Source organism: Amycolatopsis sp. SID8362 (genome assembly GCF_010550475.1).
GTDB classification, from domain to species: domain Bacteria; phylum Actinomycetota; class Actinomycetes; order Mycobacteriales; family Pseudonocardiaceae; genus Amycolatopsis; species Amycolatopsis eburnea.
On sequence record NZ_JAAGNB010000294.1, the window covers coordinates 47,024 to 62,233 of the forward strand.

The 15,210-nt window shown below is 70.3% G+C and carries 15 protein-coding genes and 1 pseudogene; 9 read left to right on the forward strand and 7 right to left on the reverse strand.

Translation table 11 applies throughout. The features are described from left to right. Positions 1-129 precede the first annotated feature (129 nt). Both G3I65_RS09455 and G3I65_RS09460 read right to left on the reverse strand, forming a co-directional pair. On the reverse strand, positions 130-714 hold the full coding sequence (locus tag G3I65_RS09455) for a TetR family transcriptional regulator (protein ID WP_160695750.1): 585 nt from the start codon (positions 712-714) through the stop codon (positions 130-132). A 19-nt stretch (positions 715-733) separates the two neighbouring features. Next, positions 734-2,161, reverse strand: a complete 1,428-nt coding sequence (locus G3I65_RS09460) for an MFS transporter (protein WP_160695751.1) — start codon at positions 2,159-2,161, stop codon at positions 734-736. Between the two features lie 110 nt (positions 2,162-2,271). On the opposite strand from G3I65_RS09460, the gene G3I65_RS09465 reads away from it, so the two are divergent. Then, on the forward strand, positions 2,272-3,039 hold the full coding sequence (locus G3I65_RS09465) for an alpha/beta fold hydrolase (RefSeq protein ID WP_160695752.1): 768 nt from the start codon (positions 2,272-2,274) through the stop codon (positions 3,037-3,039). After that, positions 3,036-3,413: a hypothetical protein gene (locus tag G3I65_RS09470; RefSeq protein WP_160695753.1), complete on the forward strand. Its 378-nt coding sequence runs from the start codon at positions 3,036-3,038 to the stop codon at positions 3,411-3,413. The genes G3I65_RS09465 and G3I65_RS09470 overlap by 4 nt, the downstream gene beginning before the upstream one ends. Here G3I65_RS09470 and G3I65_RS09475 read toward each other — a convergent pair. Then, positions 3,397-4,173: a methyltransferase domain-containing protein gene (locus G3I65_RS09475; RefSeq protein ID WP_160695754.1), complete on the reverse strand. Its 777-nt coding sequence runs from the start codon at positions 4,171-4,173 to the stop codon at positions 3,397-3,399. The genes G3I65_RS09470 and G3I65_RS09475 overlap by 17 nt on opposite strands. Here G3I65_RS09475 and G3I65_RS09480 point away from each other — a divergent pair. Continuing rightward, the gene (locus tag G3I65_RS09480; protein WP_375336668.1) at positions 4,172-4,627 is read left to right on the forward strand and encodes a MerR family transcriptional regulator; all 456 of its coding nucleotides are present in this window, start codon (positions 4,172-4,174) and stop codon (positions 4,625-4,627) included. The two genes, G3I65_RS09475 and G3I65_RS09480, sit on opposite strands and share 2 nt — an antisense overlap. A gap of 79 nt (positions 4,628-4,706) precedes the next feature. Here G3I65_RS09480 and G3I65_RS09485 read toward each other — a convergent pair. Further along, a pseudogene (locus tag G3I65_RS09485) lies at positions 4,707-5,075 on the reverse strand (MFS transporter); the annotation flags it as partial. Positions 5,076-5,158: 83 nt separating this feature from the next. On the opposite strand from G3I65_RS09485, the gene G3I65_RS09490 reads away from it, so the two are divergent. The 3 genes from G3I65_RS09490 to G3I65_RS09500 are packed head-to-tail and all read left to right on the forward strand — an operon-like array spanning position 5,159 to position 7,434. Then, complete coding sequence (locus G3I65_RS09490; RefSeq protein ID WP_309235352.1) at positions 5,159-5,677, forward strand: Chromate resistance protein ChrB; 519 nt, start codon at positions 5,159-5,161, stop codon at positions 5,675-5,677. A gap of 13 nt (positions 5,678-5,690) precedes the next feature. Then, positions 5,691-6,272 (forward strand): phosphatase PAP2 family protein, encoded by a 582-nt coding sequence (locus G3I65_RS09495; protein WP_160695756.1) that lies wholly within the window; start codon positions 5,691-5,693, stop codon positions 6,270-6,272. 1 nt (position 6,273) lies between these two features. Further along, positions 6,274-7,434 carry an MFS transporter gene (locus G3I65_RS09500; RefSeq protein ID WP_160695757.1) on the forward strand — a complete coding sequence of 387 codons (1,161 nt, stop codon included), beginning with the start codon at positions 6,274-6,276 and terminating at the stop codon, positions 7,432-7,434. A gap of 11 nt (positions 7,435-7,445) precedes the next feature. Here G3I65_RS09500 and G3I65_RS09505 read toward each other — a convergent pair whose 3' ends face one another. Together G3I65_RS09505 and G3I65_RS09510 are read right to left on the reverse strand one after the other, a co-directional pair. After that, a complete protein-coding gene (locus tag G3I65_RS09505) occupies positions 7,446-7,850 on the reverse strand; it encodes a ribonuclease domain-containing protein (RefSeq protein WP_160695758.1) in 405 nt (134 codons plus the stop codon). A 212-nt stretch (positions 7,851-8,062) separates the two neighbouring features. Further along, entirely contained in the window at positions 8,063-9,982 is a 1,920-nt protein-coding gene (locus G3I65_RS09510) for a heavy metal translocating P-type ATPase (RefSeq protein WP_160695759.1), read from the reverse strand. Between the two features lie 144 nt (positions 9,983-10,126). Here G3I65_RS09510 and G3I65_RS09515 point away from each other — a divergent pair, with 144 nt between their 5' ends. Next, complete coding sequence (locus tag G3I65_RS09515; RefSeq protein WP_160695760.1) at positions 10,127-10,486, forward strand: metalloregulator ArsR/SmtB family transcription factor; 360 nt, start codon at positions 10,127-10,129, stop codon at positions 10,484-10,486. 37 nt (positions 10,487-10,523) lie between these two features. Here the strand turns inward: G3I65_RS09515 and G3I65_RS09520 are convergent, their stop codons facing one another. Continuing rightward, on the reverse strand, positions 10,524-11,255 hold the full coding sequence (locus G3I65_RS09520; RefSeq protein WP_160695761.1) for a DUF4145 domain-containing protein: 732 nt from the start codon (positions 11,253-11,255) through the stop codon (positions 10,524-10,526). A gap of 672 nt (positions 11,256-11,927) precedes the next feature. On the opposite strand from G3I65_RS09520, the gene G3I65_RS09525 reads away from it, so the two are divergent. Then, positions 11,928-14,801: a tyrosinase family protein gene (locus tag G3I65_RS09525; RefSeq protein WP_160695762.1), complete on the forward strand. Its 2,874-nt coding sequence runs from the start codon at positions 11,928-11,930 to the stop codon at positions 14,799-14,801. A gap of 49 nt (positions 14,802-14,850) precedes the next feature. Further along, positions 14,851-15,210: permease (locus G3I65_RS09530; protein WP_309235353.1), on the forward strand; the 360-nt coding region annotated here is incomplete at its 3' end.

The window sequence follows — 15,210 nt, forward strand, 5'->3', positions numbered from 1 at the left end:
CGACGACGGAAATTGCCCACGACACGAACAAGTGCGGTGGGGATTCTCCTCCGCGTTGCCGCGGAAGTCATCCGACGATCGGCTTATGGGAGCGGACAAAGTGACCAAAGTGGACGATTCACGAGCCCGCTACGCAAGTGGCGGCGCGAAAGCGGACATCAGCGTCGCTTCGAGGACGTTACCGGCGTCTTCGTGCGGGAGCCGGCCTGCGTTGACGTCTTCGGCAGCAGCGTGCAGCAGGGTGTAAACCGTGGTGACCAGCCAGCTGAGCGGCAAGTCGGTCCGGAAGACGCCGTCCTGGCGGCCGCGGGCGACGAGCTTGTCGATCCGGTCGATCGCCGGGTCGTGGAATTCCCGCAACCGGGCCGGGCCAAGTTCGCGCTGCGCGACCTCGAACAGCCGCCGGTGCCGGTCGAGGGCCTGCCAGGACGACCGCAGCAGCCGGCGCAGCGCCTCGTCGGCGGGGCCGTCCTCCGGCTTGCTTTCCTCGAGCACGACTCCGGCCTCGGCGATCGTGCGCTCGAGGACCGCCTCCAGGACCGCTTCCCGCGACGGGAAGTGCGCGTAGAGCGTGACGCGGCCGACGCCGGCCGTCCGGGCGAGCTCCGCCATGCTGATCTGCGGCTGCGTGCCCAGGCTCGTCGCGGCCGCGTCCAGGATGGCGGCGATGCTGCGCTCGGCGTCGGCGCGGCGCCGGCCTGTCGTGCTGCTCACGGGCCCAACCCTACGGTGCTCAGTGCGCGAACACCGGCCCGTCGGTGGCCGGGGGACGTCCGGCCGGGACCAGCCCGAGCACCACGACGGCCATCACCGCGGCCACGACCGCGGCACCTGTGAACGCCGCCCCGAAGCCGCCGACACCCGCGCCGGCGCCCAGGCTGCTCGCGGCCAGCGTCGAGACGAACGCGATCCCGAGGCTCGCGCCGAGCTCGTGGCCGGTGTTGATCAGCCCGGACGTCACGCCGGCGTCGTGCGGGTCGACGTAGGCCATGGCCGTGGTCGTCGCGGCGACGAACGCCGCGCCGAGCCCGAGCCCGGACACGGCGAACCCCGGCAACAGCATGACCAGCGCGTTGCCCTCGGCCGGCAGCCGAATCAGCAGTACTGCTCCGATCGCGGCCAGCGCGAACCCCGCCGCGGCCGCGGGCCGTCCGCCGAACCGGCCGACGACCCGGACGCCGAGATGCGTCCCGAGGCCGATCACCAGCGCGACCGGCAGGAAGAGCAGACCGGTTCGCAACGCGCCGAGCCGCAGCACGTGCTGCAGGTACTGCGAGGCGAGGAAGAAGTCCGACAGCAACAGCCCGGACGCCACCAGCATCACCAGGTTCCCGGCCACCACGGGCCGCCGTGCCGACGTCGTCAGGCGCACCAGCGGCTCCGGCACCGCGCGCTCGATGGTGACGAAGACACCGAGCAGCACCAGTCCCGCGGCCAGCGCGATCAGCGTCCGGAGGTCGGCCCAGCCGCTGTCCCCCGCCCGCACGAGGCCGTAGATCACCGCCGCGACACCTGCGGTGGCGACCAACGCGCCCGGCACGTCCACCCGCGCGGACCGCGGCGCCGGGAGATTCCTGATCAGGGGCGGCAGCGCGATCGCGACCACCGCGCCGACCGGCACGTTGATGAAGAACACCCACTCCCAGCCCGGTCCCACGGTGAACACCCCGCCCAGCAGGACGCCGACGGCCGCGCCCGCGCCGCCGATCGCCGCCCAGACGCCGAGGGCCCGGTTGCGGTCCGGACCGTGGAAGGTCGTCGTCACGATCGACAGCGCGGACGGCGACAGCAGCGCGGCACCGACGCCCTGCGCGGCGCGCGCGGCGACGAGCATCGTCGCGTTCGCCGCGAGCCCGGACACCAGCGAGGCGAGGGTGAACACCGCCAGCCCGGCCAGGAAGACGCGTCGGCGTCCGAGTACATCGGCCAGGCGGCCGCCGAGCAGCATCAAGCCGCCGAAGCACAGCGTGTAGGCGGTGACGACCCAGGTCAGCCCGGCTCGGTCGAGGTGAAGCTGGTCGGCGATCACCGGCAGCGCCACGTTCACCACGGTGACGTCGAGGATGACCATGAACTGGGCCAGGCACAGCAGGACGAGCACCCACCAGCGGCGCGGCGTCGGTGGCGCGTCATGCGCCACGTGAGTACTGGGGTGAGTCATCTCCAGCTCCTTAACTCGAACACTCCTGTTCGAGTTAAGGTACGCTCCGATCGCAGATAAGTCGAACACCAGTGTTCACTTTATGGAGGAGGCTGCCGATGGACCACGCCTTGGCGTTCGAGCGGCGTGGCAGCGGTCCACCGGTCGTGCTGCTGCACGGCATCGGCCACGACCGGCACGCCTGGGATCCGATCGCCGAGCTGCTCACGCCCTTCCGCGAACTCGTTATCGTCGACCTGCCCGGCCACGGCGCCTCCCCGCTTGCCGGGCGGAGCGTCCTGGACGTGCCGCAGCTGACTCGGCAGGTCGAGCGACTGCTGGCCAACCTCGGCCTCGACCGGCCGGTCGTCGTGGGCAACTCGCTGGGCGGGGCGATCGCACTGGAACTGGCACGGCGAGGGCGGGCGCGGGCCGTGGTCGCGCTGTCGCCGATCGGGTTCTGGACCTCCCGGGACGTGAAGTACGTCGTCGGGGTTCTGCGGACCTCCCGCGTACTCGCGCGGCTTCTCGCACCGGTCGCGTCGCACCTGATGCGCCGTCAGGCTTTGCGTGCTGCCGCGCTCGGCATCTACTTCAGCCATCCGAGCCGGTTCAGCGCGGCGGAGGCGACACGAACGGTACGGGAGTTCGCCGAAGCCGCCGGTGTCGGCGCGACCCTCCCGCACAGCCGCCACTACCGCTTCCGCGACGGCACCGAGCTCGACCAGCGCACGATCACCATTGCCTGGGGCACAAAGGATCGCTTGCTCCTGCCGCGCCAATTCCGGCGAGCGCAAGCAGTCCTGCCCGCTGCCCGGCACGTTCCCCTTCCGGGGAGCGGCCACGTGCCCATGATCGACGATCCGGACCGCTTGGCCGAGCTGGTCCTCGCCCGATGAAGGTGCTCGTCGTGGCCGGGATCGCCGAACTCACCGTCGCCGCCCTGTCCGGCTGGCTCATGGTCCTCGTGATCCAAGCGCCGTCGGCACTGCACCGTGTCGGAGTCAGCCGGCCGAAGCGCATCCGGCAGGCCCATCTGGACTTGGTCATGATGGGCACGATCCAGGTCGCCGTCGGCGCGGCGCTCCCTGCGCTGCCGCTCTGGATCGCCGCGCTCGTCACGCTCGGCGCCGTCGTGCAACCTCTCCTGTTCCTGCCGCTGGCCGTGCGTCCCGGTCTCAGCCGGGTACGCGGGTTCCAGGCGCTCGTCGCGGCGGTGTTCGCCGCGACGAGCGTGGGCTGGGTCGCCCTGGCGATCACCGTTTCGGGCTGACACCTGCGGCGATGAACAACGGCAGAGCCAGGAACATCCGATCCGATTCCGCGCGCCGGGTCTGCTCGGCCAGCCAGGTCTCCGCCTGGTCGCGCTCGACGGACCCGGCGGCCGACGCCGCAGCGGCGAGCCCGGCCAGCACCGGCAGCATCAACCTGTCGGTCAAGATCGCCGTCCGGACCTCGACGGTGACGTCCTCGAATCCGGCGTCGAGCAGCAGGGTCCGGTATCCGCGGGCGGCCCGTGGACTGGGCACGGTACCGGCTCGGGCGTGCACGATCGTGCGGGTCAGCTCCGGATCGTCGGAGTCGATGACGAAGGTGTCCCAGTCCTGGCCGATCAGGACGATCCACCCGCCCGGCTCCAGCACCCGCCGCGCCTCGGCCAGCGCGGCGGCGGGATCGGCGAGCTCGTGGAACACCTTGTCGGCGCGGTAGCCGGCGACGCTGCCATCATCGAGTGGCAGCTCAGCAGCGACGCCTTCCCGGAAGTCGTGTTCCGGCCATCGCCGCCGTGCGGCGGCGAGCATCCGGGAGTCCGGGTCGACGCCGATCGGCCGCGACCCACGGGTGGCGAGTTCCGCGACCGCGCGGCCGGCGCCACAGCCGACGTCAACGACGTGCCGGCCCTCGTCAAGCCGCAAGAGGTCGTAGGTGTGGGCGCGCAGCTCGGCCGCACCGGGCAGCGTGTCCGCGACGTCGAGCAGCCGGATCAGGGCCTCGGTGGCGTCGTCTGGTTGAGCGGTTGTAGTGCTGGACATGTCGGCCATGCTGCGACTTAATGTCGACATGAAGTCAAGCGACGCGGAGATGAGCATCGGCGAGATCGCGCAGCGCTTCGGCCTGGCCACGCACGTGCTGCGGCACTGGGAATCGATGGGCCTGCTGAGCCCGACCCGGGTCACCGCGTCGCGTCGCCGCTACGGCTCGGGCGACCTGTACCGGGTCGCGGTGATCCTGCGGGCGAAGGAAGCCGGGTTCGGCCTGGACGACATCCGGGAGATGTTCGCTGCCCAGGACCCGGCTGGACGGACAGCCGTCCTGCGCCGTCACCGTGCCGAGCTCGCTGCCCGGATCGCCGCCGCACAGGCATCGTTGGAGCTGATCGACTGCGCGTTGGAGTGCGATCACGAAGACATCGCCGAATGCCCGCACTTCCAGGCCATGGTGACCGCCCGGATCAGCCCGGACAGGGTGCCGCACGTGCACGCCTGATCGCCCGATGCATTCGGGGCGGCAGCGCGAGTTCGCGCTACCGCCCCGAACTGTGTAGGAGCCGGGCCGCACCAGGTCGTCAACTGGCGACGACCTCCTCGGCCGGCACTTCCGCTGGACGCCGGCTGCTCCTCAACGTCGCCATGACCAAGAAGCCGCCGACCAGCGCGATGCCCGCCGCCCCGACGGACGCCGCCGAGAAGCCGCCGGTCAGCACGACCGGGTCGCCGTGCTGGTCGGCGCCGAATGACAGCCCGACCGCGGTCATCGCGGCCAGGCCGAGCGCGGACCCGACCTGGGAGGCGGTGTTGACGATGCCTGCCGCGAGACTGCCCTCCTCGAGCTTCGCGCTGGAACTCGCCGTACCGAGCGAAGGGATGAAGGCCAGGGCCTGGCCGAGTGCCGCGACCAGCGACGCCGGCAGGACGTCGACGACGAAGTTGCCGGTCGCCGCCCTGGAGGCGTCGCACAGAACCAAATGTAACACCTGATACATTCACACTCGTGACTGACAGGTCGGGCAAGTGGCAGGTGCTGGTGGTGAAGGTTCCCGCCGCGCCATCACGGCATCGGGTTGCCGTGTGGCGGGAGCTGCGCCGGATCGGGGCGCTCTCCCTGGGACAGGGCACGTGGGCGGTGCCGGACGTACCGGGCTTCGCCGAGGGCGTCCGGCGGGTGGTCGAGCTCGCCGAGCGCGGCGCGGGCGAAGTAGTGCTGCTCGACGCCGCCGGGCGCAGCGAGCGGGACAGCGCCCGGCTGGAAGCACTGTTCACCGCCGAGCGCGAGGACGAATGGCAGGAATTCCTGGCTGACTGCGGCAAGTTCGACGCCGAAATCGACAAGGAGATCCGCGTCGAGAAGTTCACCATGGCCGAACTGGAAGAAGAGGAGCAAAGCCTCGAGCGCCTGCGGCGGTGGCACCGGGAGCTGAAGGTCCGCGACGTGTTCGGTGCGCCATCGGCCACTGAAGCCGAGGTCCGCCTCAAGCACTGCGCCGATCGGCTCGCCGCCTACACCGATCTCGTTTTCCAAGCCCTGCATCAGATGTGAACCGAGGCCCGACATGAACGCCGACACGCAACTGTTCCTCGCCGTCAACCAGTTCGCCCGCGCCACCGCATGGCTGCACCCGATCGTCTCGGCCTACGCCGCCTACGGCCTGGTCCTGTTCGCCGCTTTGCTGCTCACCGGCTGGTGGCTGGCACGCCGGCAAGCGAACCCCGTCCGGGTGGCCGCGGCGCTGTGGGCCCCGCTGGGCATGCTGCTCGCGCTTGCCGCGAACCAGCCGCTCGCGGCACTCGTGGGCGAGCCCCGCCCGTACACGACGCTGCCTGACATCCTGGTGCTGGCGCAGCGCAGCCTCGACCCGTCGTTCCCCAGCGATCACGCGGTGATGGCCGGCGCGGTCACCGCCGGGCTGTTCCTGGTCCACCGGCGGCTCGGCGTGATCGCGGCGATCGGCGCCGCGGTGATGGCGTTCTCCCGCGTGTACATCGCCGCGCACTACCCCCAGGACGTCGCCGCCGGGCTCTTGCTGGGAGCCGGCGTCTCCTTGGCCGGTTTCCTTCTGCTGCGCCGGTTGCTGGTCCGGCTGGTCGAACTCGCCGAGCGCACTCCGCTACGGCCCGTGCTGACCTCGAGCTGACGTGGCCGCCGCCCTGCGACCGCTGTACGCAGCGGGTTTCGTGACCGCCTTCGGCGCGCACAGCATCGCCGCCAGTCTCGGCGCCTACACCAGTGGCGAGCACGCTTCCCTGCTGACCTTGGGGTTGCTGCTGGCTGTCTACGACGGCGCCGAGGTGATCCTCAAGCCGGTCTTCGGCTCGCTGGCCGACCGGATCGGACCGCGTCCGGTCCTGCTCGGCGGCCTGCTCGCCTTCACCGCCGCGTCAGCCGCGTTCGTCCTCGCCGGGAATCCCGCCGCCGTCGGGCTGGCCCGGCTCGGCCAAGGCGCTGCCGCGGCGGCGTTCTCCCCCGCCGCCGGGGCCCTCGTCGCGAGACTGTCCCCGTCGAAACGCCAAGGTCGGACGTTCGGCGGATACGGGGCGTGGAAGGGCATCGGCTACACCGCCGGCCCGTTGCTCGGCGGTGTCCTGATCACTCTCGGCGGCTTTTCGCTGCTGTTCGCCACGCTCGCGGTGCTCGCGCTGGCCGTCACCGGCTGGGCGGCCGTCGTCGTCCCGGCGGCTCCGCCGCTGCCGCGCGCCCGCCAGACGGTCTTCGACCTGGTCCGCCGCCTGACCGCGGCCTCTTTCCTGCGCCCGACCGCGACGCTCGCCGCCACGACCGCGGCCCTGGCGGTCGGGGTGGGCTTCCTGCCGGTGACGGGGGCCGCCGCCGGTCTGACGCCGTTGGTGACCGGCGCGGCGGTGTCGTTGCTGGCGTTGTGCTCGGCACTGGTGCAGCCGTGGTCCGGCCGCGCCCGGGACGCCGGCCGACTCCGGGACGGGCTCGGCATGGCCTGCGGACTCGCATTGGCCGCGGCCGGGATGGTGCTGGCCGCCGGTATTCCCGGGGCCGCCGGCGTGCTCACCGCGGCGGTCGCCATCGGGGCCGGTGTCGGCCTGGCGACACCGCTCGGGTTCGCGCACCTGGCCGCGATCACGCCACCCGAGCGACTCGGACAGACCATGGGCGCGGCCGAGGTCGGACGCGAACTCGGTGACGCCGGCGGCCCGTTACTGGTCGGCACGATCGCCGTCGCGACCACCTTGGGCACCGGTTTCCTCGGCCTGGCCGTGGTTCTGGTCGCCGCGGCCGCGGCCGTGCTCGGCGCGCGCGGCGCGGACGCCGGAGCACGGCCTTGACCTGAGCAGGCTCAGATCTTGTAGAAGTCCGTGTAGTGGTTGGGCGAGAACCACACGACACCGGTGGTCAGGTCGACGACGATCCGGTACGCGTCACGAGCCGCGCCGCACGTGCGCGGGTAGACGTCGAACTCGCGGAAGGAGTGGCTGGTGGGCAGCTCGCCTTCGCGGTTCTGGTAGGTGCCGCCCGCGTAGTTGCACTTGCCGCCGGGCCAGTCGTACCAGCCGCGCGTGCCGGGGTAGCCCTTGCTCTGCCAGGTCGTGTTGGCCGAGCGGGCGTCGGTGCAGCGGGTCTGCGTGCACGAGCTGTACACGGTGGCGTCGGCGGCGGTGGTGCAGACACCGAGCGTGGCAGCCACCGCGGTGACGGTCACGGCGAGCCGCCGCGCGGTCCGGGAAAGCAGGGAAGCGGGCACGGAACCTCCAAGTCTCGAACGGGCACCGGAATGGTGGCTGCCGCGCTTCGCCGGAAGGAGACCGGAAGCGTGCCGATTTGGTGAACTTCCGGCGACGGCCACACGCCGGCGGCGCCTCGACGGCGGCGCTACGCCGCGCGGTGGGCGAACTTCCTGGTTGTCAGGGCCGACCTCGCTGTGCGCCCGTGACCTCCGGACCGTGGCGGCGTTGTTCAGCTGGCGGGGCCGGAATCTCCAGCGGCTCGCCGCCATGCTGCCGAGCGCAGCAGCCGCAGGCCGTTGAGGCCGACGATGACCGTGGAACCTTCGTGGCCGGCCACACCGAGCGGCAGGGGCAAGGTTCCGATCAGGTCCCACAGCACCAGCACGGCGATGAACGTCGCGGCGATCACGAGGTTCGCGATCACTACCCGGCGGGCCCGGCGCGCAAGAGCGATGAGCGCCGGGATCGTGCTCAAGTCGTCACGGACGACGACGGCGTCGGCGGTCTGCAAGGTGACGTCCGAACCGGCGCCGCCCATGGCGATCCCGGCGTGAGCGGCGGCCAAGGCGGGTGCGTCGTTGACGCCGTCGCCGACCACGGTGACCCGTGCTCCGGCGGCCTCGAGCTCGCGTACGGCGGCGACCTTGTTCTCCGGGAGCAAACCGGCGCGGGCGTCACGGATGCCGACCTCGCCGGCGAGCCGCGCCGCGGTGGCGTGGTTGTCCCCGGTCAGCAGGACCGGCGACTTACCGGTGAGGCGCGTGAGCGCGGCGACTGCGGCCGAGGCCTCGGGGCGAGTCTGGTCGCTGACGGCCAGCACGGCGACGACCTGCTTCTCACTCAGGACAAGCACGGCGGTCTGCCCGCGTTGCTGGATCTCCTCGATGGTCGCCACGGCATTTGCGTCGACTTCATCGGGCATGAGCGCGGCCGGAGAGCCGATGCGCAGGAAGTGGCCGTCGACGAGGGCGGAAACGCCTCGGCCGGGCTGGGCACTGAACTCCTCGGCCCCCGGCAGCCGCAGGCCTCGGGCTCGCGCGGCACCGACTACGGCGTCGGCCAGCGGGTGTTCGCTGAGGCGCTCGGCAGCCGCGGCCAGCCGCAGCACCTCGGTTTCGCCCATTCCGGCACCGGGCAGAACGCGTACCTCCGCGAGTTCCGGAGTGCCGCAGGTGAGGGTGCCGGTCTTGTCGAAGGCGACCTGGGTCGTCGCGGCGAGCTGTTCGAGCACGACGGCGGACTTCGCCAGCACACCGTGACGGCCCGCGTTGGCGATCGCGGCCAGCAGCGGCGGCATGGTGGCCAGCACGACCGCGCACGGCGAGGCGACGATCATGAAGGTCATCGCCCGCAGCAGCGAGTCCTGCAGCGCTTCGCCCCACAGCAGCGGCAGCACGAAGATCGCCACCGTGGCGGCGACCATCCCGATCGAATAGCGCTGCTCGACCTTCTCGATGAACAGCTGAGTGCGCGCCTTCGTCTGCCCGGCCTGCTCGACCAGCGTCGCGATCCGCGCCACGACCGAGTCCTCCGCGCGGCGGGCCACCCGCACGCGCATCGAGCCGGTGCCGTTGAGCGTCCCGGCGAACACCTCGTCCCCGACCGCCTTGTCGACCGGCAGCGGCTCGCCGGTGATCGTCGCCTGGTCCACCTCGCTGGCCCCGGCGGCCACGGTCCCGTCAGCGGGAATCCGCTCCCCCGGACGCACCAGCACCACGTCCCCGACCGCCAGCTCGATGACCGGCACGACCACCTCGTCGTCGCCGGTGATCCGGGTCGCCGTCTCCGGTGCGAGGTCCAACAGGCCGCGGACGGAGTCCTCGGTCCGCGCGGTCGCCAGCGCCTCCAGCGCGCCGGAGGTGGCGAAGATGACGATCAACAGCGCGCCGTCGAGCACCTGCCCGATCGCCGCCGCGCCGATCGCCGCCGCGACCATCAGCAGGTCCACGTCCAGGGTCTTCTCCCGCAGCGCCTGCAGCCCGGCCCAGCCAGGCTCCCAACCGCCGGCCGCGTAGCAGGCCAGGTACAGCGCCCACCACGACCACTCCGGCCCGCCCGCGAGCTGCACAGCGAGGCCTGCCAGGAACAGCACCAGCGCGGCCGCGGCCCAGCGCATCTCGGGCAACGCGAAGAGCCTCGTCCGCCGCATCGGAACGGCGGGCGCCGCCGGGCGTACCGAAGGGGCGCTCAAGGTCGCGGACACGGGAAACCTCCAGATCAGAAGACCGATCCTTCGACCATAACAGAACACATGAAGACGTCTTCATACGTGTGTTGAGCTACACTTCCGGCCATGGGACACGGGGTCGAAGGTCGTGAACGGCCTGCCGGACGGCTGGACGCCGAATCGGCGACCCACGTCGCAACGACGCTGCAAGCCCTGGCCACGCCCAGCCGGCTGCTGATCCTGACCGAGCTGCGCCAAGGGCCTCGCCCGGTCACCGAGCTCGCCGAAGCCGTCGGCATGGAGCAGTCCGCGGTCTCCCACCAGTTGCGGCTGCTGCGGAACCTCGGCCTGGTTTCCGGCGCTCGTTCCGGCCGCAGCATCGTCTACAGCCTCTACGACAACCACGTCGCCCAGCTGCTCGACGAGGCCGTCTACCACATCGAGCACCTACGACTGGGGAAGCCGGACAAGTCCGCCGCGGGATAGGCGGCTCCGCCTAGGTCGACTCCACGATCAGCGACTGTCAGGGCTGTTCGGCGTACTTTGCACGGACCTTCTCCGGAAGCTGGTCGAACAGGGTTTCCACGACCCGGGGACGGGTGATGAGTTCCTCGGTCAGCTGGTTCACTGTGTCGAGAAGGATCTCCAAGAGAGCCGGGCCTTCATCGTCGTCGAGCATGAGCAGAACGATCGATTCCGGCTCGTCGTCGATGTGAACCGCGCCGTTCCCGGTCACCCGGACCAGCTGCAGCTGCTTCTGCAGCCTCGAGCTGACCTGAGGAATGATCCGTTCGATGCGCTTTTCCAGCGACGCGGACTTCGGAGCGTCCGGGTCCAGATGCCGCAGCAGCTTCTCGACCGCCGCGCGGGCGAGAGCTGCACCGGCCCGCCGCGAACGCGGAGCGACTGACGCCGCTTCGGCGTACAGGTCGGCGACCTGGGGCGGAAGGTCGGCATGGGCGGGCTCGCCGAGCCAGTCCTGGCTTGGGAAAACCATCCTCTCGTCCAGCCACAGCGACATCTGCTCACACGAACCGCATTCCGCTGCGTACCAACGGGCAGCGTCGTCCGGGTCACCGCTCGGCACCTCCGAGTCGAACTGCAGCGGCAAGGTGTGTTCGACGTAACCACTGCTGCCGGCGCGACGGACGACCATGGTCCAGCTCTGCTGCGCGAACGCACCGCAATCGGGGTGCGGACAAACGAACCGCGGCCGCTTGAACGTCGGCATGGAATCTGGCTTCGAGCCCGTCATCTCGCGACCATAGCCAGGGATCTTCCCGCCACCAAACGAGTTCCGCTCGCACTCGGGGCCGGGTTTGCCGCAGCGACGAACGACGGGATGGCCTGGAACCCGCCGGCCGGCGCAAGACCGGTGACCACCGGCAGCATGGCGGCATCGGCGAATCCGCCGTCCAGCAGCGCCGAAAGTCGAACTCCGGTCACCGCCGACGCGCAACCTCCAGCATTCGCGCGTCGGGATCGGCACCAATGGCGTTCGCCTCGCGCTCGGCGACCCTCGGCGACGGCGCGGCCGGCCCCGCAGCCGACATCGACCGCCGCCGCCCGCCGGTCGAGGCACAGCAAGTCGTTGATCAGCCTCCGCCATCAGGCACCTGGTCGTCGCCAGCCTCGGACACCTCGTCCGATCTCCAGCCGATCGCCCAGCGCCTCGCATACCACGAAAGCTGCCGGGAATTTACGATCAGGCCGCCGGAAACAGGATTCAATCAATTGACAACACTCAACCCAACGGCGTCGTCCGAACCCTGCTTCGTTGCGAGCTCCAGACGACTCAATAATCGGACACATCCACCAACCATGTATCAGCGCACCATCCACCCGCTCTTCACCTGGGACGCCTTCGCCGACGACGCCGTTCATCGTCAATCCGGTCGGCGACGCAAGCGACCTTGGAGGTTGTCCCATGGCACTGGGAGACGGGATCCGGCGGAACATCGCGCACGTCGAACCCGCGGAGCGAGCGCTGCTCCGGGACGCGATCATCGAGCTACACCACCGCTTCTACCCCGGCAGCCGCAGCGACACACCGCCGGGCGGGGTGAGCTGGTGGTTCAAGCAAGACGAAGTGCACCAGGCCACGCACGTGCACCGCGGGCCGGAATTCCTGCCCTGGCACCGGGAATTCACCAACCGGTTCGAGGAACTGCTGCGCCAGATCAACCCGCAGCTCTCCCTGCACTACTGGGATTTCCAGGACGACCCACGAAACATCCCGAACGGGAACACCGGCGGAGGCACGACCGGCCTCGTCAACCTGTTCGACGCCGATTTCATGGGCTCGTCCTCCGGGCCGGCCGGAGATCCCTGGCTCGCGGCCGGCTTCTACGACCCCGACGCCGGAACTTCCGGTCACCCGCCCAATCGGGACGTGACCGACAACCCCGTGGACCCGCCGACGGACATCCCGCGGACCCGGGCGCCCTTCGTCCCGGGTTCGGCGCCCGTCCCCTACGACCCCGGCAACGCCCGGTCCAACGCGATCGGCTTGAACAACCCCGCGGCCTATCCGCAGATGCGCGCCGGGCTGGAGCAGTTGCACGACCTCGCGCACGGCTACTACGCCAATGTGAGCCCCCACAACGCGTTCCGGGACCCCTTCGTCTTCCTGATCCACTCGAACGTGGACCGGATCTACGCGCAGTGGCAAACCGATCCGGCGCATCCGGAGCGGCTGGCCGCCACCACGGTCTACGGCGCGGAAACCAACCTGGACGTCCCCGTACCGGACCTGCTGGGAAACACACAGATCCAGAACCTGAGCCACCTGGTCGAACCCTGGAGCACCGGAATCCAGGTCAGCGAGAACCGGCCCATCCGGCCGTGGGAACCGACGCACGAGAACCAGGGCGTTCCGCACACCTACCTCGACCCGTCGGTCGTCGCACCGCCCTGCTACGACACCAACCAGACCAGCTTCCGCATCGACGAGGTCGAGAACCCGTTCAACGCGAGCACCAACCGCTACCAGGTCATCTTCAACGACGTCCCGGAAGAGGAGACCACCTGGCGGGCCGCCGTCATCCGGGTCTACACCTGCGTCGACACCACCCTGCGGGTCACCACCGCGACCACGCCCGCCGCGCCGTTCGGCGTCGCCGTCGGCCAGGCGTTCGCCCTGCACGGCGCACACGCGCACCAGTACCAGGACGTCCGGATCTGGTTCCAGTACACCGCGGGTGCCGTCGGAACAGCTCCGCACAGCGACGGACCCGTCAACGTCACGATCCGCTGCGACGAGACGGGCGAGGACTTCCAGTTCGAGTTGCGCGCGAACACCGTGCACCGGCCGACGGTGGCCGTGGAGCTGGTCCTCGACCAGTCCGGGAGCATGGCCTGGGCGGCCGGCACCAGCGGCCTGACCCGGCTGGACGTCCTGAAGGACGCCGCGAAGCTGTTCGCCTCGCTGATCCAGGACAACAACGGGATCGGCCTCACCCGGTTCGACGACGACGCCTACCCCTCGAACGACCCGACGTACCCCGGTTTCCCGATCACCAAAGTGGTGTCCCAAGCCGTGCGCGACGCCGCCGCGGCCGCGATCGACGCGCACGGTGCTCACGGAGCAACCTCGGTCGGCGACGGCCTGGTCATGGGGCACAACGAGTTGAGCGCGCTCCCGGCCGGAAGCTACGACAAGAACGCGATGCTGGTGTTCACCGACGGAATCGAGAACCGGCCCCGTTCGATCGCCGACGCCGTCGGGCTCGGCGCCGTCGACGCCGAGGTCCACACCGTCGGACTGGGCAACGAATTCCAGGTCAACACCGCGGCCCTGAACTCCATCTCGCCCACCGGCCTCCTGCTCTCCGGAGTGCTGACCCCCTCGACGGACGACTTCTTCCGGGTGAAGAAGTTCTTCCTCCAGATCCTCGCCGGAGTCACCAACACGAGCATCGTGCGTGATCCGCTCGGCTACATCAACGGCGGCACCCGGATCACCGTCCCGTTCCGCCTCAGCGAGGCCGACATCAACTGCCGCGTGATCCTCCTGACCGACTACCCGGTGGTGAACCTCGCCCTCCTGGCACCCGACGGGACGCTGATCGACGAAGCGGGAGGCCCGGCCGTCAACGTCACCTTCGACACCGTCGACACGACCAAAACCGCATCCTTCATGCTCCCGGTGCCCCTGACCCAGCCGGCACAGGCCGGCACCTGGACCGCCGTCCTCGAGATCGACCGCGCCCGGTTCAAACGGCAGATCAGCATCCTGCGGGACAAGAACCCGGCCGCCGCCCAGGCCCTGGTCGCGAAGGGCGCCAGATATTGCGTCAGCATGCACACCTTCTCCAACTTGCGGATGACGGCCGCCGTTACCCAGGACGGCTACCAGGTGGGCTCGACCATGACCGTGCGGACCACTCTCACCGAGTACGGCCAGCCGGTCGCGAACCGTGCTCAAGTTCAGGCCGACGTCGAACGCCCGGACGGCAGCCACCTCAACATCACACTCGCCGAGGTGGATCCCGGCGTGTTCCAGACCACGATGGTCGCGCCGCTGCCGGGCATCTACCGCTTCGACATCACGGCCGAGGGGGTGACACACCGAGGCATCCCCTTCGAGCGAGAGGAAGTCCGCAACGCGGCTGTCTTCCACGAACTCCAGCCGCCGACCGGCACCACGTCCACGGACGGCCCGGACCTGTGCGACCTCCTGCGCTGCCTGACCGACAAGAAGAACCTCGGCCCGAAGTTCGACGAGGCGATGCGGGCGCGGGGCATCGACATGGACGGAATCCGGCAGTGCATCGACCGCATGTGCAAGAAAGACCACTGAACACGAGCCGAGCAGATTTGCCGACGACCCGGCGCTTACGCTGCAGCGAATACCTGCAGGTAGCACCGACACCGCGGACCCGCCGGAGCGGAAACGCCGGTTCCGCATCGGCTCGGTCGAGCTGCTGTGCGCGATCCTGCTGATCGCCATCCTCGGGCAGGGCTGGCTGCAGCGACTGTTCGACGTGCCGGCGCTGCGCACCGGGTCGACCGTGTTCGTCGCCGTCTGCGTGCAGGCGCTGCCGTTCCTGGTGCTGGGTGTGCTGATCAGCGGGGCCATCGCGGCGTTCGTGCCCGCCCGCGTGCTGGAACGGGTGCTGCCCCGCCGGTCCGGTGCGGCGGTCGGCGTGGCCGGGCTGGCCGGGGGCGCGCTGCCGGGCTGCGAGTGCGCGTCGGTCCCGGTGGCGCGC